16 protein-coding genes, 1 tRNA gene and 1 pseudogene are annotated in these 19258 nt (G+C 56.9%); 6 read left to right on the forward strand and 12 right to left on the reverse strand.

Annotated elements, in window-relative coordinates; genetic code table 11:
- Positions 1–3 precede the first annotated feature (3 nt).
- A complete protein-coding gene (locus tag VRY85_RS05475) occupies positions 4–2958 on the reverse strand; it encodes an MHYT domain-containing protein (RefSeq protein ID WP_414597606.1) in 2955 nt (984 codons plus the stop codon).
- A gap of 136 nt (positions 2959–3094) precedes the next feature.
- On the opposite strand from VRY85_RS05475, the gene VRY85_RS05480 reads away from it, so the two are divergent.
- Entirely contained in the window at positions 3095–3277 is a 183-nt protein-coding gene (locus tag VRY85_RS05480; RefSeq protein ID WP_414597607.1) for a hypothetical protein, read from the forward strand.
- Between the two features lie 33 nt (positions 3278–3310).
- Here the strand turns inward: VRY85_RS05480 and soxZ are convergent, their stop codons facing one another.
- Genes soxZ through VRY85_RS05495 form a run of 3 tightly spaced genes read right to left on the reverse strand, consistent with a single transcriptional unit; the run spans position 3311 to position 5480 of the window.
- Positions 3311–3634 (reverse strand): thiosulfate oxidation carrier complex protein SoxZ, encoded by a 324-nt coding sequence (gene soxZ / locus VRY85_RS05485; protein WP_414597608.1) that lies wholly within the window; start codon positions 3632–3634, stop codon positions 3311–3313.
- Between the two features lie 12 nt (positions 3635–3646).
- On the reverse strand, positions 3647–4165 hold the full coding sequence (locus tag VRY85_RS05490; RefSeq protein WP_414597609.1) for a thiosulfate oxidation carrier protein SoxY: 519 nt from the start codon (positions 4163–4165) through the stop codon (positions 3647–3649).
- A complete protein-coding gene (locus tag VRY85_RS05495; RefSeq protein ID WP_414597610.1) occupies positions 4152–5480 on the reverse strand; it encodes an FAD-dependent oxidoreductase in 1329 nt (442 codons plus the stop codon). Before VRY85_RS05495 ends, VRY85_RS05490 begins: the two co-directional genes overlap by 14 nt.
- A 181-nt stretch (positions 5481–5661) precedes the next feature.
- Between VRY85_RS05495 and VRY85_RS05500 the strand changes: the two genes are divergently transcribed.
- A complete protein-coding gene (locus tag VRY85_RS05500) occupies positions 5662–6018 on the forward strand; it encodes a hypothetical protein (protein ID WP_414597611.1) in 357 nt (118 codons plus the stop codon).
- Positions 6019–6043: 25 nt separating this feature from the next.
- Here VRY85_RS05500 and VRY85_RS05505 read toward each other — a convergent pair whose 3' ends face one another.
- Positions 6044–6802: a FadR/GntR family transcriptional regulator gene (locus tag VRY85_RS05505; RefSeq protein ID WP_414597612.1), complete on the reverse strand. Its 759-nt coding sequence runs from the start codon at positions 6800–6802 to the stop codon at positions 6044–6046.
- 311 nt (positions 6803–7113) lie between these two features.
- Here VRY85_RS05505 and VRY85_RS05510 point away from each other — a divergent pair, with 311 nt between their 5' ends.
- On the forward strand, positions 7114–8082 hold the full coding sequence (locus VRY85_RS05510; RefSeq protein WP_414597613.1) for a Bug family tripartite tricarboxylate transporter substrate binding protein: 969 nt from the start codon (positions 7114–7116) through the stop codon (positions 8080–8082).
- Positions 8083–8097: 15 nt separating this feature from the next.
- Positions 8098–9669, forward strand: coding sequence for an AMP-binding protein (locus VRY85_RS05515; protein ID WP_414597614.1), 1572 nt, complete (start codon positions 8098–8100; stop codon positions 9667–9669).
- A 46-nt stretch (positions 9670–9715) separates the two neighbouring features.
- Here VRY85_RS05515 and VRY85_RS05520 read toward each other — a convergent pair whose 3' ends face one another.
- Both VRY85_RS05520 and VRY85_RS05525 read right to left on the reverse strand, forming a co-directional pair.
- On the reverse strand, positions 9716–11812 hold the full coding sequence (locus tag VRY85_RS05520) for a TonB-dependent copper receptor (RefSeq protein WP_414597615.1): 2097 nt from the start codon (positions 11810–11812) through the stop codon (positions 9716–9718).
- Between the two features lie 226 nt (positions 11813–12038).
- Entirely contained in the window at positions 12039–12488 is a 450-nt protein-coding gene (locus VRY85_RS05525; protein WP_414597616.1) for a DUF2946 family protein, read from the reverse strand.
- 275 nt (positions 12489–12763) lie between these two features.
- Between VRY85_RS05525 and VRY85_RS05530 the strand changes: the two are divergent.
- Positions 12764–14111 (forward strand): annotated as a pseudogene (locus VRY85_RS05530) (SulP family inorganic anion transporter).
- 111 nt (positions 14112–14222) lie between these two features.
- Positions 14223–15233, forward strand: coding sequence for a serine hydrolase (locus VRY85_RS05535; RefSeq protein WP_414597617.1), 1011 nt, complete (start codon positions 14223–14225; stop codon positions 15231–15233).
- 62 nt (positions 15234–15295) lie between these two features.
- On the opposite strand, the gene VRY85_RS05540 is transcribed toward VRY85_RS05535, so the two are convergent.
- From VRY85_RS05540 to dnaQ, 5 genes are all read right to left on the reverse strand, one after another.
- Positions 15296–15832, reverse strand: a complete 537-nt coding sequence (locus tag VRY85_RS05540) for a DUF2058 domain-containing protein (protein ID WP_414597618.1) — start codon at positions 15830–15832, stop codon at positions 15296–15298.
- Positions 15833–15995: 163 nt separating this feature from the next.
- Positions 15996–16889: a DMT family transporter gene (locus VRY85_RS05545; RefSeq protein ID WP_414597715.1), complete on the reverse strand. Its 894-nt coding sequence runs from the start codon at positions 16887–16889 to the stop codon at positions 15996–15998.
- Positions 16890–17118: 229 nt separating this feature from the next.
- Complete coding sequence (locus VRY85_RS05550; RefSeq protein WP_414597619.1) at positions 17119–18111, reverse strand: Bug family tripartite tricarboxylate transporter substrate binding protein; 993 nt, start codon at positions 18109–18111, stop codon at positions 17119–17121.
- Between the two features lie 185 nt (positions 18112–18296).
- Positions 18297–18371: transfer RNA gene (locus VRY85_RS05555), tRNA-Val, on the reverse strand.
- Between the two features lie 153 nt (positions 18372–18524).
- A complete protein-coding gene (gene dnaQ, locus VRY85_RS05560) occupies positions 18525–19244 on the reverse strand; it encodes a DNA polymerase III subunit epsilon (RefSeq protein WP_414597620.1) in 720 nt (239 codons plus the stop codon).
- Between the last annotated feature and the right edge of the window lie 14 nt (positions 19245–19258).

The raw sequence follows: 19258 nt of genomic DNA on the forward strand, positions 1-19258 counted from the left end.
CGTTCAGCGGGCTGGGGTGCTATATCTGGCAAGCACCCGTTCCAGCACTTCAACCGCTTCGTTGAATTCAAATTCGTCCAATGCCGAGCGTAATTCCTGCGCACAGCGATGTTCACCGGACCTTTCCAGATTGCTGCAAACCCTGTCCAACAAATCATCGTCCAGTCCACTGCCACGCATAATTTCAATCAGATCACGCATGGCCTGCAGCGACTCATCTGACATCTTCGGCGCCCCATCGAGCGACTCGGCCTGTTCAGCCTCTGCCGCCGCGTTTTCTTCGCTCACGCGATGGCGCACAGCCATTAACTTGGCGTTCAGATGCTCCAACTGGCTTGTTTCAATTTCAGCACCCGCCCGCAAACTGTCTTCTAGTTGACCCGCCAGCCCCGCCAATTCAGGCAAGGCAAGATTAGCCGCTGCCCCGCGCAAGCCGTGCAAACTAAATAACAGCCGATTCCTCTCGGACTCCTGAGTGATGTCACGAGGCAGTGGGTATTGTTCTTCTGCGGTGTCCAGAAAACGGGCGATGGCACTTAGCAATGTGTCCTTACTCCCCCACAAGCTCAGCCCGTAATTCCAATCAATCACCGCAGGCGTGTCAGGCACTGCAGCAGGCTTTAACGGCTGAATCAGAGATGCCTGGCTTGCCCCCAACACCCGCTCAATCTCGCGAAACAGCTGTACTGCGTCTAGCGGTTTAGTAGAAAAACCATCCATCCCCGCCAATTGGGCCGCTTCGCGATCTTCGTCCATGACGCTGGCTGTCAAGGCAATGATGGGCGTCGGCGCACGACCTTCTTTTCGTTCAAACTGTCGTATCAGGCGAGCCGCCTGCAAGCCATCGAGCCCAGGCATGTGGACGTCCATCAACACCACATCAAATCGAGACGCACCGAAAAGTGCGACGGCCTCGTTGCCATCCTGCGCAGTTTCCACGGCATGGCCGTCTTGCTCCAACACCAAGGTCAGCAGTTCCAAATTCTGAGGCACATCGTCCGCAATCAGAATCTTCAAGGGCGGCAACGCTCGACGCTGCACATTAGCAGCATTCTTTTCGGGCAGCCTGCCCGGTTTCAGCGGCAAGCGTAGATGAAAGGTGCTGCCATAACCCAGCACACTTTCCACATCAATTCCCCCACCCATTTGCTCGGCAAGCTGACGCGCGATTGTCGTACCCAAGCCAGTGCCTCCAAAGCGGCGGCTGATCGAAGCATCGGCCTGTGCAAAAGGCTGAAAAATCGCCTCAGACTGTTGAGGGGTCATCCCAATTCCGGTATCCTTGACCTGGATATGCACCACACCCTCTTGGTCGTAAGCAAACACCACGTCGACACTGCCAGACTCGGTGAACTTGACCGCATTGCCCACCAAGTTAGTCAGTATCTGCAGCACTCTTAACGAGTCGCCACGGAAGTAGTCCGGCATGTCATCCGGGTAATGAATGTTGAACGCCAGTTTTTTCTGCTGTGCAGCAAGCCGCAGAGAAGACTCGATCTGCATGGCCAAGGCTTTCATAGAGAAGTCGGTGTACTCCAGTGCCAATTGGCCTTTTTCCATCTTGGTTGTATCGAGAATATCGTTGATCAACCTCAGCAGCGATTTCGACGCCTGACGCACCGTATTCAAATGGCTGCGCTGCGTAGAGGTCAGATCAGTTTGCAACAGCAATTCGGTAAACCCAATTATGGAGTTCATGGGTGTGCGGATCTCATGGCTCATGTTGGCCAGAAATGTGCTCTTTGCCTCTGCCGCCTGTTCGGCCCGCTTGGCTGTTTCGCGCAAAGAAACCTCTAGCGCATGACGGTCGCTAATATCGCTCACGAACCCAACGAACCTCAGCTCCCCCGGCAGATCGACACGCCCGACCGCCAACCGCATTGGCATATGGCTGCCGTCTTTACGCAAGCCGACCACCTCGCGGCCAATACCGATGATTTTTGGCTTGCCGGACACCTTGTAATTGTTCAAATAACCGTCGTGCGCCGACTGATAAGGCTCGGGCATAAGCATCTTGATGTTTTTGCCGATCACCTCGTCGGCCGTCCAGCCGAACAGCCGCTCCGCCGAGCGGTTGAAATCTTGTATCAACCCGCTGCTATCAATGGTGATGATGCCATCCACGGCCGTATCCAGCGTGGCACGCAAACGCGAACTCCCTTCTCGCATCCGGCGGTACAACTCTTGCGAACGCAATAGGCCGTTAACGGACACCACCATGGTTGTCACTGTTACGGCAAAGAGCGAAAGAATCAGGGAAACATGAACGGGAGTGAGCGAGATTTCGCTCTGCTGAACGCTTGGCTCGCCAATAAAGCGCACGGCGAGCATGCCGGTATAGTGCATGGCAGCAATGGCCAGCCCCATCACACCACCGCTAATGAGTAAACGGCAAAGAGCCGACAATGATGTGTGCCTCAGGCGATACCGCACCCATAACGCCAACGTCGCAAGAGCAATGGCCACCAGTATCGATAGCGCAAACGTGACGGGTTCGTAACGCATATCGAACGGGGTTTGCATGGCCGCCATGCCAATATAGTGCATGGCCCCCACCCCCAGACCCACGAGCGTTCCACTGCTTATCAAGTGCCTGGTCGTCACCTGCGGCAGGGCCAGCATGCGTAGCGCAAACCATGCAGCTACACAGGCAGGCAATACCGAAAACAGTGTTAGAGAAACCGAATAATTCACGTCTGCCGGCAGCTCGTACGCCAGCATACCGATAAAATGGGTGGACCAGACCCCAAAGCCGAAAGCGATTGCGCCAGTGATGAGCGCGACACGCTTATACAGGCGACGCTCCGACCGATTTGCAATATTCGCGGTCTGCAGTGCCATTGTTGCCGAAAAAATCGACACAAGGACAGACAGCAGCATCAGGCCATGGTGGTGTGCACCATCGACCAACGACGCATTTCGCATTGAAGTGTCGATAAAGAAGCCGGATAACGGCATGCAGGTTACGCCTCGTTGATTTTTCTCTGAACATAGCAGCCGATGCCACTACGCCCCTCAGCGCATTGTACTAATTTTGTTACATTGATATCGTTAACACTGCAGCAGCCGCTACAATCGTTTCATGAAAATTTGGATGATTCTGATCAGCCTGCTGGCTGCCGCCATGGTATGGCGCTGGGGCCCCCACCGGCGGGTAAATGGGGGCTGGCAACGGCGCGGGAAACAAATTTTCCAAAGCCTGCTCGCAGGCATCGTGGTTTACTTCTGTTTTATGTCCGTCGCCGCCCTCTATTTGATGCTGACCCACCAGGCATGATCATTTCTCGACTGATCATGCCGCGGCGGCGTATCAGGAAACCGTCAGTTCCGTGCTTCCGGTGATAACGGCGCCTTCGTCGTCCACCCATTTCATTTGCAGCTCGCCCGACTTGCGGGCCAGGAAAGTGAACTCGATATACGGGTTCTGGGAAACAGCCGTTTCGGGCGCCCATTTGAACAGCAGCTCGCCATCGAGCCGCGCTTCAAACTCATTGACGATGTTGCGGGGAATAATCTGGCCGTCAGCGTCGGGCCGCAGGCCGGTTTCCATGCGATGCAGAATCAGGGCGCGCACACGCACCACCTCTCCGGCCTTGGGAGTGTCATTGCTGATCCAGATACGGGGCTTACTCATGTTTTACCTTGTCTACATTCCACAGCCGCCAGCCGTGACAGTGATGTGGCGATGAGCCATCAGTACACGCCCATCATTCATGCGCGCCAGCGTCCGGATGGTCTGGCTTTCAATCAGGCGCAGGCGGATTGCGACCTCGGCGGTGCCCGCCAGCGGTGTAAACGCGAACCGGCAAGCCAGGGGACGGGGGTTGCCTTCGGCAAGAATGATGAGTTCTTCGCAGTAGGAATCGGGCGTGATGGGCAAAGTCACCCTGGCCTTGACCGGCACCGCCGCGGGGTTGTCGCCCAATACCGGCATTTCGAGTTCCAGACCTTCTTCCAGCGGCTCGGCGCTTTGCAGGAAATCGCTGATAACCGCCTGGACTTCAGCGGCGCTGGCAGGTTTGAGCGGCACCGGCGAAGCAAGCTGGGCGCGCACCGCCGAAGGCAGCAGGCCCAGGCCCAGGCTCAATGCCGCTCCTTCCAGCAACTGGCGGCGCTGGGCCAGGGGTTGTTCAGTGCTTTCTTTCTGAGTTTTAGAGAAAATCATCGAAACGGCTCTTGATCCAGGCAAAATCTTCCGCCACGAGATCGGCGGAACGAACATCCATGTCAATCTGGGTCTGCAGGACCTTGCCGGTCGCATCCAGTTCGTACTCGAACACCACGGAAATCTCTTCCTGCGGGTCGCCATTGACCATCATGTAGCAAAGGTTGTCGGGCAGCACAGGCACCACCTCTTTGCCTGCCACGCGTTCGGCCAGGTTCTGGGCCATGATTTTTGCCACCGCATGCGCCACGTGCGCGCTCTTGGGGTAATGGCCGAACTGGTCGGAAATAAAGCCCATGGCGTCGCCAATGACATAAACGTCTTCATCAGCGGTAGCAGTAAACAGCCGCGGGTGGATATCGGCCCAGCCGGTAGGCTTGCCGGAAGCATCCTTGCCGATGAGATCGGCATACCAGACCATGTCGGAAGCCTGGTGCGGCGGCATGAGGATGGCGTCGTCAAAGTCGAAATCGCCCGCTGCCGTCTTGATGCGCTTGTTGTAGGGATCGACTTCGCTGATCACCGCAAAAGGCACGTGAGTGATGATGTCGGGGTAAAGCTCCTGAAAAGCCGCCCTGTACCCTTCGCCAATCGGCGCAATGTTGGGTTTGGGGTCAAGAATGACGATTTTCCCGGGAATATTATTCTTTTTGATATGCCAGGCCATCAGGCATGCCCGTTCGTAGGGCGATGGCGGGCAGCGGTGCGGCGGCGGCGGCAGGTTCATGACGATAGTGCCGCCCTTGAAGTTCTTCAGTTTGCTCTTGACGGCGAACATTTCCGCGTTCGGCTCGTAGGCGTTCGGGTAGTGCATGCGCGTGTATTCGGCAGCCGCGCGATCGTTGCCAAACCAGGCATCATAGGCATTGCGAATGCCGCCAGCCAGAATCAGATAATCGTAATCAATGCTGCCATGCGTGGTGCGCACCGTCTTGATGTGGCGCTCCACCGCATTCACGGTGGTGTTGATCAGCGTATAGCCATATCTGTTGGCGGGGCTCAGCATATCGTGCTGAACGAAATCAGTATCTACGATGTCGATCAACCATTTATTGCTCATGGGCCCCGACCAGAAAGTCGGGTTGCGCTCAAGCAGAACGACATCCGCATTGGGAATCAGCTTGCGCAAATAGCGGGCAGCCGTCATGCCGCCCCAGCCGCCACCGCAAATGACGATGCGCGGGCCAGTACCGCTGCGTGGGAGTAATTGGGTTTTGCTGTGAATGGCCAGAGGAGCGGCCAGAGAGGTGGTGGGGAGAACCAGAGAGCCCATGGCCAAAGCAGGCGGGGCGAGCAGGAAGCTTCTGCGATCCATGTTTTTTCCTCGTAGTCATGACATGACATACTGCTTTGCGGGCAGATCGGCCCACGTGAGGCTTAAGAATAGCCCACTTTCTGATAAACAGGTGTGACAGCCCTCCCCTCTCGCGTGGAAAACCTCGCCTATACCCTGCTACACTTTCAGGATATTTTCAGCTATTTTTTGATACGACACCTTGACTAGCACGCCTCAAGAATCCTGGGGATTCCTCCACCCCGAATGCCATGGCCGCAACGCCCTTGTATTCTTCAGCTGGGATCTGGCCAGAACCATAGAGCAGCACTTCAAGCTGCACGCCCAATCGTCGGTGGCGATCCAGCTTTACGAAGCCCAGAAAGCCGTTGACCGCCTGCTGAAGCAATATGTGCAGATTCAGGCCAACCCCAGCGCTTTCGAAGGCCAGACCATCGAATTGCATCTGGAACAAGACGGCTCCGACAACCCTGTGCTGTCGCTCAAAACCTCGCCGCAGCTGGAAGCCCTGATCCTCGACGCCCAGAAAGAAGCGCAGGCGTCAGGCAGGCTGAACTGACGCCGCAGCGGCGACCATCGGCGACCTATTCCTTTGTTGCTACCGCGCCTGAATCCAGTTCCGCGGGGAAATAAGCATCCTGGAAACGTTCCAGCAAGCCCATCATTTCCTGAACAGCGGCTTCGGCGTCGCCCTTCTCGAAATGCTCCATGAAACGGCGCCGCGATGGAAACACGTAGTAGCTGTTGTCTCCCGGCCCGATGCGTTCGATGAATTCCACCAGCACCGAAATCAGGCCATCAATAAAAACCAGCATGAAGGGGTTTCCGGCGATGCGCGCCAGAATGCGGTGAAATTCATGGTGCAGAGTGATTTTCTTCTTGAAATCATTGGCCTGGGCCGCGCTCAGGGCCTGTTCGATGTTTTCGTTCAGCAAGGCAATGTCGGGCGCCGTGGCATTGCGGCACGCTTCACGCACTATGATCGGCTCAAGCCAAAGGCGGGCGTCGGTCAGTTGCTGTGGCGTTACTTTGCCCAGCCGATAAAGGTCGATCAGGCCTGTTACGATTGAGTTGCCATTGTCCTGGGCGATGAAAATCCCGCCATGCGCGCCTTTTTTCAGCTCGACCAGACCCGCTTGTTCCAGCGACCGCACCGCTTCCCGCAAGGTATTGCGCGACACCCCCAGCTCTTCGGCCAACACCCTTTCAGGCGCCAGCTTGTTGCCCGGTTTCAAACGCCCAGCGGTAATTTCCTCGCGAACCTGAGCTGCGATATCGTCTGCCGCTCGCGCCACACGCACTGGCCGGAACTGCGTGGAGACTGTTTCTTCTTTTGGATGCATAACGTGAAGAATTCCCGCATTTAAAAATTGCCTGGCTTGGTCCCGCCCAGAAAGACGAGGCTTGCGCATAGGCCCATGGTCACAGCGGTTATGTCCGCTTCCTTATAACACCCGGTTCAATTCATGCTCCTAACGCGCGTCTCATCATTGACGGCGAGCCACGCTGGGCAGACTTCAACACGCCTCCTTGCGAGATGGCGGGTGGGTCCGGAACTGGGGTTTTCCCGGCGTTATTATATTTTTTTAAGATTATATAATGGTTGAACCAATAAACCAATGTAGAAATACCCGCCCATACTAGAGGAGCAAAAATGTTCATCCGTGCGTTGAAAACCGCCATCGCGGCCACCGTATTGTCTGCCGCCGCTCTTTCACCCTCCGCCGCTGCCGATAAATTCCCCGAGCAACCTGTCAGACTGGTAGTGGTGTATCAGGCAGGCGGCGCCAATGACATTGTGGCCCGCATACTGGCTGAACACATGTCCACCACCCTCGATCAATCTGTCATGGTGCTGAACCGGCCTGGGGCGGCGGGCGCGGTCGGCGCGCAGTTTGTCGTCAACAGCGCGGCGGATGGTCACACCATTCTGATGGGCGGAGCGCCGCTGGTTGTTGCCCGGGCCCTCTACAACAAACCGGCAGTCGATTTCCGCGAAAGCCTTGATACGGTCGGCAAAGCTGTAAACCTGAACCTTGTGCTGGTTGCGCGCAACGAGTTCCCGGCTGACAGTTTCGAACAGCTTGTGGAAATGGAAAAGAAAAATCCCGGCGACGTCACCATGGCTGTCACCGCCTCCACTTACGAGCTCTACCATGCTCGCATCAACGGCCTGGCGGGCACGGATATCCTGAAAGTGCCCTACCCCGGCGTGCCCGCCGCCATGAACGACCTGAACGGCAACCGCGTCGACCTTCTCATCGACACGGTCGCCGCCCAGCAGCCATTTCTGGGCAAATCCACCAAGCCCCTGGCCGTCTTCGGCCGCCAGCGCCTGGAATCCATGCCCGACGTGCCCACCCTCAGCGAACTGGGGCTGGCAGGTTTCGATGACCAACCCTATATCGGCATGTTGGTTCCCAAGGGAACACCCCAGCCCGTCATTGAAAAACTGAATGCCTCGCTCAATGCCGCCTTGACCGATCCCGGCGTGAAGAAGAAGCTTGAAGACCTCTATTTCACGGTGGAATCCAGCACGCCCGAAGCCTTCTACAAGGAAATGGAAGCCGATTCCGACAAGCTGTTCCAAGTCGCCGAAGAAGCCGGCATCGAAAAACAATAAACCGCCGAGAAACCTGTGAAAGACAACGCAACACTGCTTTACCAAGGCTCGACAGTCGCCGGGCTCTACCGGTCTGCCTTCAAGTCATTCAAGCAACGCGACGCCTTGGTGAGCGGCGGCGTCCGTCTCACCTACCAGACCCTGGAAGGCCTGGTGCATCAAACGGCCAGGTATTTCGAATTTCTGGGGCTGCGTCGGCAAGACGGCATTGCGATCCTTGCCGACAATTCCGCCGACGCCCTGGTCGCCATTATTGCCGCGCAATATCTTGGCTTGCGCTCTACCGCGCTGCACCCCATGGGTTCCCTGAACGACCAGGCATTCGTGCTGCGCGACGCAGGCATCAAGGCATTGATCATTGATACGGGCCGCTTCGCCGAGCGCGGCGCGGCACTGGCACGGCTGGGCCTCACCGAGCACACGCTCACCCTTGGCCCGGGCGATTTCGGCATCAATCTTCCCGAAGCCGCCGCCTCCATGAGCGATGCCGATGTCGTCATCCAGGCGCAGCCCGACGATGTCTCCAAGATCTCCTATACAGGCGGCACGACGGGCAAGCCCAAAGGCGTGCTGCAACGGCAGCGCACCGTCATCACCATGACGCTGCTTCAGCTTTCGTGCTGGGAATGGCCCCAGGAGATCCGTTTCCTGGCAACCACCCCCATATCGCACGCCGCAGGCTCGTGCATTCTGCCGGTGTTCCTGCGGGGCGGAACGGTGTTCTTCATGAAGAAGTTCAGCGACACCGGTTTTTTCCAGGCCGTGCACAACGAGCGGATCACTGCCACATTTCTCGTTCCCACCCAGATCTACGGCTTGCTGGATTCACCCTCGTTCAATGATTACGACGTTTCCAGCCTGCAAACCATCTTGTATGGCGCCGCTCCCATGGCTCCCACCCGCCTGGAAGAAGGCCTCAGAAGATTCGGCCCTGTGTTCTGCCAGCTATATGGCCAGGCGGAAGCGCCCATGACCCTGAGCTATCTGCGCAAAAGCGAACACGACCCGGCCCGCCCGCATTTGATGAAATCATGCGGCCAGGCCCTGCCTGGCATCGAGATCAAATTATTGGATGCGGATTGCAATGAGGTCGCCGTGGGCGAAGTGGGCGAGCTCTGCGCGCGCGGCCCGCTCTTGATGGACAGCTACCTGAATCGCCCTGACGACACCGCTCAGGTATTCAAGGGAGGCTGGTTGCATACCGGCGACCTGGCCCGCACGGATGCGGAAGGTTATCTGTATTTGGTGGACCGCGCCAAGGACATGATCATCACCGGCGGCTTCAACGTGTATTCCAGCGAAGTCGAAAATTGCCTGGCGCAACACCCGGCGGTTGCCGCCGTGGCTGTCGTCGGCGTGCCGCACCCGAAATGGGGCGAGGCCGTAACCGCCATTGTGGCGCTCAAGCCGGACGCCCATGCCGACGACAAAACTCTGATTGATTTCGTGACGCAAAACAAGGGCGTGGTTAACGCCCCCAAAACCATCGTCTTTGAAAAGGAGCTTCCCCTGACTGCTGTGGGCAAGATCGACAAAAAAACCCTGCGTGCGGCGCTCCGTGAGGAGCGGCCCGCAGTTATGTCCTGACCTTCGCCACGCCTCCCAAAGCCGCGGCAATGCTTGCAATTATGGCTCAATACCTCATGCTCAACGTCGCCCAGACGGTGCGGCCCGGCTCGTTGATACGCGTGTTGGCCGCGTAGCCGAAACCGGCATTACCCGCCAGGTTCAGATGTTCGCTATAGGTACGATTGAACAGGTTGTCCACGCCGAAAGCCAACTGCATCTGTTTATTGACCCGATAGCCGCCGTTCAGCGACAGCACGCTGAAGCCGCTGCTGCCGTCAAAATCCTTGCTCACGACACTGCCCTGGTTGACGGCGTAGCGGTTCTGCGACGCCACTACGCGCCATAACAGGCCAGCGGACCACGGCCCTTGCTCATAATTGACCGAAAAACGGCCTTCCAGCGGCGGAATCTGCGGCAAAGCCAGACTGTCACTGCGATTGCGGCCCCAGGCATAGGCCACAGTGGAACCCAATGTCCATGCCGGAGAAGGCTTGTATGACAAGCCCATTTCCCCGCCGAAAATGGTGGCGTCGATATTGCGAGCCTGCGAAATCATACCCATTGGGCCGTAGTCGAAAAGGATGAAATCCTTCACCGTTCCGACATAGCCTGAAACCCAGGCGTCGACTTTTTCCGTCCGGTACTGGGCGCCGAAATCCAGCTGCGTCGTCTTCTCCGGCTGCACGCCATCGAACGCATTGACGCTGCCTGCCGGGCCCCGCGTCGGGGAGAAAAGCTCCCAGTAATCGGGAAAGCGCTGAACATGCCCGATGCCCGCATACACAGTGGCGGGAAGCGTTGCAAAATCATGTTCATATCGCAGGAAACCGCTGGGCAGATAGCGCTCCCGCTTTTTGTCGGCTGTCGGATTCGGGCTGGCCATCATGCCGCTGCCGACCGTCTGCCGACGATCGCGTGCTGAGGCGCGATCAACACGCACGCCAGCCACGACCCGGGCGCGTTCGCTTGCGCGCCAGGTCAGTTCGCCAAACATTCCCGCATTCTGGAAGCGGGCATCCTCGACCCTGGGCTGGCTGCGATACGACATCATGCCCATGCCCCTGCGGATGCTGTGACTGCTGTCCTGGAAGTCAAATCCGCTCACCAGTTCCAGATCCTCCGCCAGATCCAGGGTCAGGGCAAAACGGCCGCCCCAGGTTTCACGGTCCACATTCGAGGCCATGCGCATCATCATCATGGGGGTCGGCGCGAAGTCACGCAGCGAGTAATTGTCCATGACGTGATCGGCGTAGTTGTAATACACCTGCGCTTCCACCTTTCTGAGGGTGGAGCCGATATTGTCTTTCTCAAAGCGCAGCCCCAGAGATTCGCGCTTGAACTTCGAGCCATCCATGCCACGGCCCGCATAACGCGCTTCGCCGTCACCCGTGCCCGCGCTCAGTTCAATCATGGTGTCGGCATCCGGCGTCAAGCCCAGGGCGATGTCGGCATTCCATTTATTCCATTTCGAAGGCACACGATTGCCGTCGCCATCCTCGTAATCCTGCGAATGGGAATGGTTGCCCACTATCCGCGCATAGAACTTCTCGTTGCCAATGACCAGATCGGCAACCTCGTCATGACGGCCCCACGAACCGCCGGTCAGGCTGCCATCGAACAATATGCCCGGTTCGGTGAATCCGGGCGCCTTGCGGTCAAAGCGGATAGTGCCCGCGGAGGCGCCAGGTCCCCACAGCACACTCTGGGGGCCTTTGATAATCGTCAACTCATCAAAATTGGCCGGCGAAATGTAGGAGCTTGGAGAATCCATCCGGCTTGGGCAGGCGCCCGGCATGGATGTGCCGTTTGTCAGGATGTTCAGGCGCGACCCGAACATGCCGCGCAGAACCGGATCGCCATTACTGCCGCCATTGCGCAAGGCGGAAAAGCCAGGGATCGTCTGCAGGTAATCGGTGCCATCGCTGGCCGGAATGGGTTGGCGCGGCTTCTTGGGGTCGGTGACGAACATGAGCGGCGTAACCGGAGCCACGCCCGTCACAACCACCTTTTCCAGCACCGTCACTTCACCATGGGACGCTTGACCGCCATGGCGGTTCTCGGTCAGGGAAGTCGTCTGCGACCAAACGGGAAAAGCGCCCCATGCCACGGCCAGAACGGCGGTGAGACGCAGGGGGCGAAACAATGCACTACGTGTGTTCATAAGAATTCTTCTTCATCAGATTAGCGAGTTGTGCCGAAGCGCGTCCGCACGTCGGCGCAAGGCCGACGCGGAGATCACGACACAGAGCAACAAAACAGCCGGGCAGCGGCAGGCCGGTGATACGGCCCCGCGCGGTACGCGACGTGCGATACGCAAGCCTTTCAAAGGTGGCTAACGCGTTGAGCAGCGATATTTGCCGCGTAACACAATGGTTTTGCCCGGAGAATCAGACGATGAAGAAAGGTGGAGCCCTGGAGCCCAGCGGCGGGCCGCGCACGCCTGACGGCGGCAGCGAGAAGTTTCGCAGGGCGATAACCGGGTGGGAAAAGAAGCGAACCGACGCAACCGAAAGGACACCGATTTCAGGCAGCCCCATATCGAGCTGACCCAGAACACAGAACGCGCAACTGGCTTCCATGGCGCTGGTGTCAGGCCCGGTATCCGGATTGGCGGCTATATCGACGTCGGCCCAAAGGGCCAGCAAGGCGGCAGGTGTTTTGCCGTGAGCTTGTGGAGTACAGAAGGCAAACAGCGATTCGCCTTCCAGACCGGCCGCCGAGTTTGGCATGTACCCGGCGGGAACCATGCCGCGCAGCACCATCGCAAACAACAGCACGGACAGCACACCCAAGGTGCGCATCCTCTGAGCCAATTGTTTTGAAATGATACTAAACATGAATAAAATATTAGAGTGGCCTGAAGCAGTATACAAGCCACACAATCGCCAGGAAACCAAAAAAACACATTAGGCGTAGGGGTATTGCAGACAGGACGCAACAAGCTCTACGATGGCTGATCAGGGGAGCTTATGAAAACCATTGGCTTAATTGGCGGAATGAGTTGGGAATCAACCATTCCCTACTATCTGAATCACCCCGGGAATTTCCTCATATGCCCTCCAAGGTTGTGTCCAACTCTTGGGGGTCAGTTCACACTCGGGGGCGTTTGCCCATGCCTGCAAACGGAGCGGCCAGCAGCGGCTTGGCGCGCTGGCTGCCGGGCCTGCACCAGTTGCTGAACTATGATTCTTCTTGGTTGCGGCACGACATCACTGCCGGACCGGTGCTTTCCGTCATGCTGGTGCCTGTCGGCATCGCTTATGCAGTGGCGGCCGGATTGCCCGGGATTAACGGCCTCTATGCCACGATTGCGGGGCTGATCCCTTATGCTTTGTTCGGCCCGAATCGCCGCTTGGTGTACGGCCCGGATTCTGCCCTCGCCGCTTTGATACTCGCGGTGGTGCTACCGCTTTCCGGCGGAGACCCGGCGCGAGCCATTGCTCTGGCCGGGGCCATGGCTCTGGTATCGGGTGCGGTTTGTGTGCTTGGCGGGCTCGCCAGGCTGGGCTTCATTATTCAGTTGTTGTCGGCACCCATACGCTATGGCTACATGAACGGCATTGCTATTGTTGTGCTGGTCAGCCAACTTCCTGCGCTGTTTGGTTTCCAGGCGGAAGGCGAGAATACTCTGCTGAGGTTCTGGCAGTTCCTACTGGGTTTGTTTAACGGGCAGACAAATTTTTCAGCGCTGGCGGTGGTTGTGCTACTACGCAACAGCAACAAAATACCCGGCATACTCATAGCCATTGTGGGTGCTACCGTCGTCACCGGCATGCTGCAACTTGATGCGCACGGAGTGAAAGTACTGGGCTCGGTGCCGCAAGGCCTGCCACGTCTGGTGCTACCCATCATTACATACGACGACCTCATCCCCGTACTGATGGGCGGTCTGGCTGTCTATCGTGTGTTCGGCCGGCATTGTCGTGCTGGGCGCCATTCCAGGTATCGGCCTTGCAATTGTGTTAGCAATTATTGAGTTTCTCTGGGATGGCTGGAAACCGCATTCCGCCATCCTGGGCCGCGTGGATGGTTTGAAGGGATATCACGACCTGCGCCGTTACCCGCAGGCGCGGCAAATACCCGGGCTGGTGCTGCTGCGATGGGACGCCCCACTTTTTTTCGCAAATGCCGAGCCCTTTTCAGAAAGAGTCAGAGCGGCAATTGCCGCCGCGCCCGAGCCGGTTCGCTGGCTGGTCGTGGCCGCAGAGCCTGTCACCAGCGTCGATGTTACAGCCGCCGATATGCTGGTCGAACTCCATACTGAATTATGCCAAGCCGGCATAGAGCTACGTTTTGCTGAACTAAAAGATCCGGTCAAAGATAAATTTCACCAGTTCGGCATCTTCAGGCACTTCGGCGACGAGCGTTTCTTTCCGACCATAGGCGTGGCGGTCAGCCGATATATCTCTGCTCACGAAGATATAGCTTGGGAAGATTGGGAAAACGATAGCAGCCAGTGAGTAGCGTACCGCTATAGCGGCGACCCGTGGTAAAAACAAGAAATTATGCTGAAAAGCACCCAGCCAGCATAAGATTCCAATCAAGCTGTATGTTCTCCCAGGAGGGCAGCTATGATTTCCATCTGTAAGGCTTCCCCGGCAGCGCTATGTGCGATTGCACTTATCGCTGTGGCGGCGTTAGGCCGGCCCACCCCCGTCGTCGCCCAGACACCCAACTTCCACCCCTGCAATTCCCAACCCTCCTTGCCTATTTGCAAGTACGGCTACGGCAAGCGTGTGGCGATCAAGCGTTGGGGGGCACAGCCTGAGCCTCTGGACCCTGATGCAGGTATCAAAGCCGCTCTGGCGACAAAAAACCCGGATGCCGAAATCAAAAAGTTGAAGTCCAGCAGCATGCTGGTACAGGATATTGATTCGGGAGAAACGCTGTTTGCTCGCGATGCGGACATCAGTCGCCCGATCGCCTCCATTACCAAGCTGATGATGGCACTCGTTGTGGTGGATTCAGGGCTGCCACTGGATGAAAAACTCACTGTTCATGCCGACGACCGCCGCACCAGCAGCGAACTACCTTCACGCCTGCCTGCAGGCACTGTACTTAGCCGCTCTGACCTGCTGTATCTGGCATTGGCCGCTTCAGAAAACACCGCTGCAAACACCTTGGGGCGGACCTACCCGGGAGGCATGGAAGCCTTTATCGAAGCCATGAACAATAAGGCTGTGGCCTTGGATATGCGTGATACAAAGTTTTCAGAACCCACCGGCTTATCCAACGAGAACATCTCTTCGGCCACAGATCTGGTCAAGCTTTTACATGCCGCATCGCTGCGCCCTCTGATTCAGCAGTTCTCCACTGAACTCAAATATCACGCTGCAGACCAAACCTTTCGTAATACCAATATGCTGGTGGGGCGGTCGCAGTGGGAAATTCTGGTATCCAAGACAGGCACCACCCGTGAGGCAGGCGACTGCCTGGTCATGGTGATCAACCTCGAAGGGCGAAACTTGGCCGTAGTGGTGCTCAACGCCCAAGGCAGGCGTGGCTCGCGCTTTGGCGACGCCGTCCGGCTCAGGCGGATTGTCAGCAGCACAATAGAAACGGCGGCAGTCAGCCCGGAATGACGCGCGGCTCTGGGTAAAGCCGGGAGTGTCTGATCAAGTTGGAACTCCAACAACTTGGGGCATCACCACATCAAATCATCCGGTATCTGGTAGTCTGCGTATGGGTCATTCTCAGTCGGGATGGTGTCGGCTTTCTTCACGCGCACAACGATGTCCGGGTTGCGCTCGGCGATCTTATCGGCCACAACCTGCGGAACTAATTCGGTGGTATCTCCCAAGCGTACAATCACCAACTGCCCCGCTGCCAACTGGTCGCGCACAGCGGCGGAGACATGAATGCGCTCGATTTTCTTGCCGAACGTAAAGTTGTACGCAATATCACCGCCCCCACGCGGCTGACGGCTTTGCTGCACCATCTGAACAATCTGCGCTTGCACGGCCTTCTTATGCGCTTCTTCATCCCGCTTGGCATTCAACTGCCGCACGGCTTCGCGCTCCCGTTCGCGAGCCTCAAGCACCGCGTGCCGAGTTTCATCAATACTCTGCGCACCCGTACGACGCTCCAGCTTTTTCTGCTGCGCCTTGGCCTGGTGAACACGCTTGGCCTTTTTCTGATCGACCAGACCCGCCCTCAAAAGCTGTTCCTGCAACGACACCATACCCTTCGATCGCCTAATGTGAAATGCATCGGGAAAACCTGATCCCCAACGCGAATGGATGATTGCGGGATAGTGTAGCGTCATTGCCAGTACCACTGGCGGGACGATCACTTTCCTCGGTTTCCACCATTATCGAATATCCGCGTCGCATTAGCCTCAGGCATCAAGCACGGCTGCTCACCCGTCGCCCTCCATACTCGGCCAGCCCAATCCCCAAAAAAATCATGACCAAGGCCCACCCGTGATACGCACGAAAATCCTCACCTAATAGCGTCACCGCCAACAAGGCGCCCCACAGCGGCAAGAGATTGATGAACAGCCCTGCCCGGTTCGGGCCTATCAGCTCCACGGCGCGAATAAAGAAAAGCTGACTGAGCAGTGTCGGCAACACGACGATATACAGGATGATCAACCAGCCTTGCCATTTGGGCAGAATGGTCGCGCCTTGCATGGCTTCGACGGCTAGCAAGGGCACCGACGTGAGCGTCGCTCCCAGACACAGTATGAACATCAAGCTCGTCCAGTGCACCTGTGGCTTACTGCGTAACATAGCGGTATACACACCGTAGGCGATAATCGCCACGACCATCAGGGCGTCACCCGCATTAATATTCAACGCCACCAGATGGCCTATTTGGCCCTGTGCAGCAATAATGATTACACCAACAAAAGAGAGCAGAAAACCGATGACCTGTTCTTTGACGACACGACTTTTGAACAGCAAAAAACTTGCACAAAACACGAAAAACGGCATCCCCCCTTGTAGGATGCTGGCGTTGATTGCTGTGGTGTAGACCAGCGCGTAATAGAGCGCCACACTAAAGAGTGTGAAACCTAACGCCCCCATGAACAGCAAGTAGCCCAGCGGGCTGCGCAAGGTCGCCCAATCTGCAGCGATCTGTCTTCTAGCCACTGCATACAGTGCGCCGGCTACCACCAGCCAGCGAATCGTCACCAATATCATGGGGGATACATGCCCCACCGCCCATTTTCCGGCGATGGAGTTGCCTGCCCAAAACAGCGTGGACAAGGAAAGAAGCAGGTACGCGTTACGAATCTCAGTTCCTTTTTATGCCGATCTCAATTGCATCAGGCTCGGATGATACGTCTACGACGCGTCGCACACCAGGGCAAAGGCGGGATATCCTCGAGCGAACAACAATCAGAATCGGGAGCAGCGTTCACGGGTGTATCACGTCGTGTTTCGCATGGCATGTACGCGCCTGATATTGCCCCCGACCCAAGTCTCTGCAAGGAAGTGTTCCTGCTTATCGAGCCTCAGACTATTAGTTCGTCTGCTTTAAGTTGTTCTCCTCAATAACACCGGCCCAAATAGCAGAATCCCGCTCAATGATTTTCTGCATTTCTTCAGGACTTGTGTAACTCGGGTACGCCCCTACCGCCTTCAACCGGGTTTGTACTGTCTCGTCTTCCAACACCTTTTTCAAGGCTGCAGACAGAATATTCACCCTGTCGTCCGGTGTATCTTTGGGTGCAAGCAAACCCGCCCACGATGCGGCTTTGGCGACCTGAATATCCTGCTCCTCCAGCGTTGGAGTATTGGGCAGTTCGTCCAGACGCGTGCTTGTGTTGACCGCAATGGGGCGCAAGTTGCCTGCAGTGATGTGCGGAAGCACCGCAACCAGATCGGAATACATCAGCTCCACATCGCCTGCCAGCAAGGCTGTCACACCAGGTGCACTACCCCTGAATGGGATATGCGTCATGTTTAGGCCCAGATCTTTACGGATCAACTCCAACGCAAGATGAGCCGTACTGCCAATCCCCGCTGTGGTGTAGTTCAGCCCCTCTTTTTTCTCCTTCACCACTTTTACCAGTGAAGCCATGTCGGTAATGTCGGGTGTGACCTTGGGGTTAACAACGATGACCAGCGGAGTGATGTAGGCAACGCCGACAGATTTCACATCGGTTTTCAAGTCGTATGGCGGTTGGGCCAGCATGAACGGGGCAGTCAAGCTTGGTGCTCCCAGAGCCGCTATCGTGTAGCCGTCGGGCTCACTGCGTATCATCTGGTTAATACCGATAGAACCCGAAGCGCCCGATTTATTCTCTACAACAACCGTTTGCTTCAGCTCTTTCCCCAACGCATCCGCCAGCACCCTTCCGGCAACATCAGTCGGGCCGCCCGGCGGGAAAGGCACGATATAGGTCAGAGATTTTTCGGGAAAATTATTGGTTTGGGCGGAGGCGGTCGGGACAAAGAACGCTTGACCCGCCACCACAGCCGCCACGAGCGCTGTCTTGGCAAATACTTTCAAAATTGTCTCCTGGGATATTGGTTGTTGTTATTCCCCAGAGTATCTGAATGTCCCGGCAGCCTTGATTAGTGAATCCCCGCAATCGGAATTGTGAAACCAATGCTTCGGGAATTCTGAAGGCCTACCGATGCAACAGCCCAAAAAAAAGCCATATCAGCTAAATGCTTGATATGACTCTGTAATTTTGGTGGGCGGTACTGGGTTCGAACCAGTGACCCCTGCCGTGTGAAGGCAGTGCTCTACCACTGAGCTAACCGCCCCATGCTGGGCGCGCGGCGCCTGAAAACCAGTGGTTTTCGGGGCGGGCCTCAGATGAGAAGACAGCGATTATACAACAAAGATTTACAGCCACAAGTCAGGCATTTTCGGGGCGCGCGGCGACGGCATGCAGTGGGCAGGCCGCCATCGACAAGCTAAGACGCAAGCGGTTCGTAAGTGCGCCAAACGCAGTCACCCTTCACGGCTTTATCCAGCAATTCCAGATACTTGTTGTGTTCAGCAAGTTCGTCCTCCGAAGCTGTCACCACGCGCAGACCACTTGTATCGACTTTGTTGATTCTGACCCCACCCATCGAGACGTTTGCATCGTCTTCCTGGAAATCCATCAGCAGGGCATCTTGGCCACGCGTCAGGGCCAGCCAGACATCCGCCAATAGTTCGGAGTCGAGCAAAGCGCCGTGCAAGGTGCGATGGGCGTTGGAGATGCCGTATCGCTCGCAAAGGGCATCCAAAGAATTGCGTTTGCCAGGGTGCAGCTCACGCGCGTACAAGAGCGAGTCGGTGATTTTCTCGCAGAGTTCCTGCACGGGTGGCTGACCTACGCGCTTGAGCTCGGCATCGAGGAACTTACAGTCAAACGGCGCGTTATGGATGATGAGTTCGCCGCCTCGGATGAAGTCAATAAACTGCTGGTAAACGTCTTCAAAGCGCGGGTGCCCCGACAAAAATTCGGTGGTCAGGCCGTGGACGGCCAGCGCTTCCGGGTCGCTGTCGCGATCGGGGTTGAAATACAGGTGCAGGTGGTTACCCGTGAGGCGGCGGTTCACCATTTCGACGCAGGCAAGCTCGACAATACGATGCCCTTGGTTGGGGTCCAGCCCGGTCGTTTCCGTATCGAGAATGATCTGCCGCATAGGTGTTTCCTTCT

This window comes from Achromobacter sp. F4_2707, from assembly GCF_047501535.1.
GTDB lineage: Bacteria > Pseudomonadota > Gammaproteobacteria > Burkholderiales > Burkholderiaceae_B > Yanghanlia.

What these genes read in the sequence shown, in the direction of transcription:
- VRY85_RS05475 (WP_414597606.1), bottom strand. Translation starts at nt 2,958, where the DNA reads ATGCCGTTATCCGGCTTCTTTATCGACACTTCAATGCGAAATGCGTCG.
- VRY85_RS05480 (WP_414597607.1), top strand. Translation starts at nt 3,095, where the DNA reads ATGATTCTGATCAGCCTGCTGGCTGCCGCCATGGTATGGCGCTGGGGC.
- soxZ (WP_414597608.1), bottom strand. Translation starts at nt 3,634, where the DNA reads ATGAGTAAGCCCCGTATCTGGATCAGCAATGACACTCCCAAGGCCGGA.
- VRY85_RS05490 (WP_414597609.1), bottom strand. Translation starts at nt 4,165, where the DNA reads ATGATTTTCTCTAAAACTCAGAAAGAAAGCACTGAACAACCCCTGGCC.
- VRY85_RS05495 (WP_414597610.1), bottom strand. Translation starts at nt 5,480, where the DNA reads ATGGATCGCAGAAGCTTCCTGCTCGCCCCGCCTGCTTTGGCCATGGGC.
- VRY85_RS05505 (WP_414597612.1), bottom strand. Translation starts at nt 6,802, where the DNA reads ATGCATCCAAAAGAAGAAACAGTCTCCACGCAGTTCCGGCCAGTGCGT.
- VRY85_RS05510 (WP_414597613.1), top strand. Translation starts at nt 7,114, where the DNA reads ATGTTCATCCGTGCGTTGAAAACCGCCATCGCGGCCACCGTATTGTCT.
- VRY85_RS05520 (WP_414597615.1), bottom strand. Translation starts at nt 11,812, where the DNA reads ATGAACACACGTAGTGCATTGTTTCGCCCCCTGCGTCTCACCGCCGTT.
- VRY85_RS05525 (WP_414597616.1), bottom strand. Translation starts at nt 12,488, where the DNA reads ATGTTTAGTATCATTTCAAAACAATTGGCTCAGAGGATGCGCACCTTG.
- VRY85_RS05535 (WP_414597617.1), top strand. Translation starts at nt 14,223, where the DNA reads ATGATTTCCATCTGTAAGGCTTCCCCGGCAGCGCTATGTGCGATTGCA.
- VRY85_RS05540 (WP_414597618.1), bottom strand. Translation starts at nt 15,832, where the DNA reads ATGGTGTCGTTGCAGGAACAGCTTTTGAGGGCGGGTCTGGTCGATCAG.
- dnaQ (WP_414597620.1), bottom strand. Translation starts at nt 19,244, where the DNA reads ATGCGGCAGATCATTCTCGATACGGAAACGACCGGGCTGGACCCCAAC.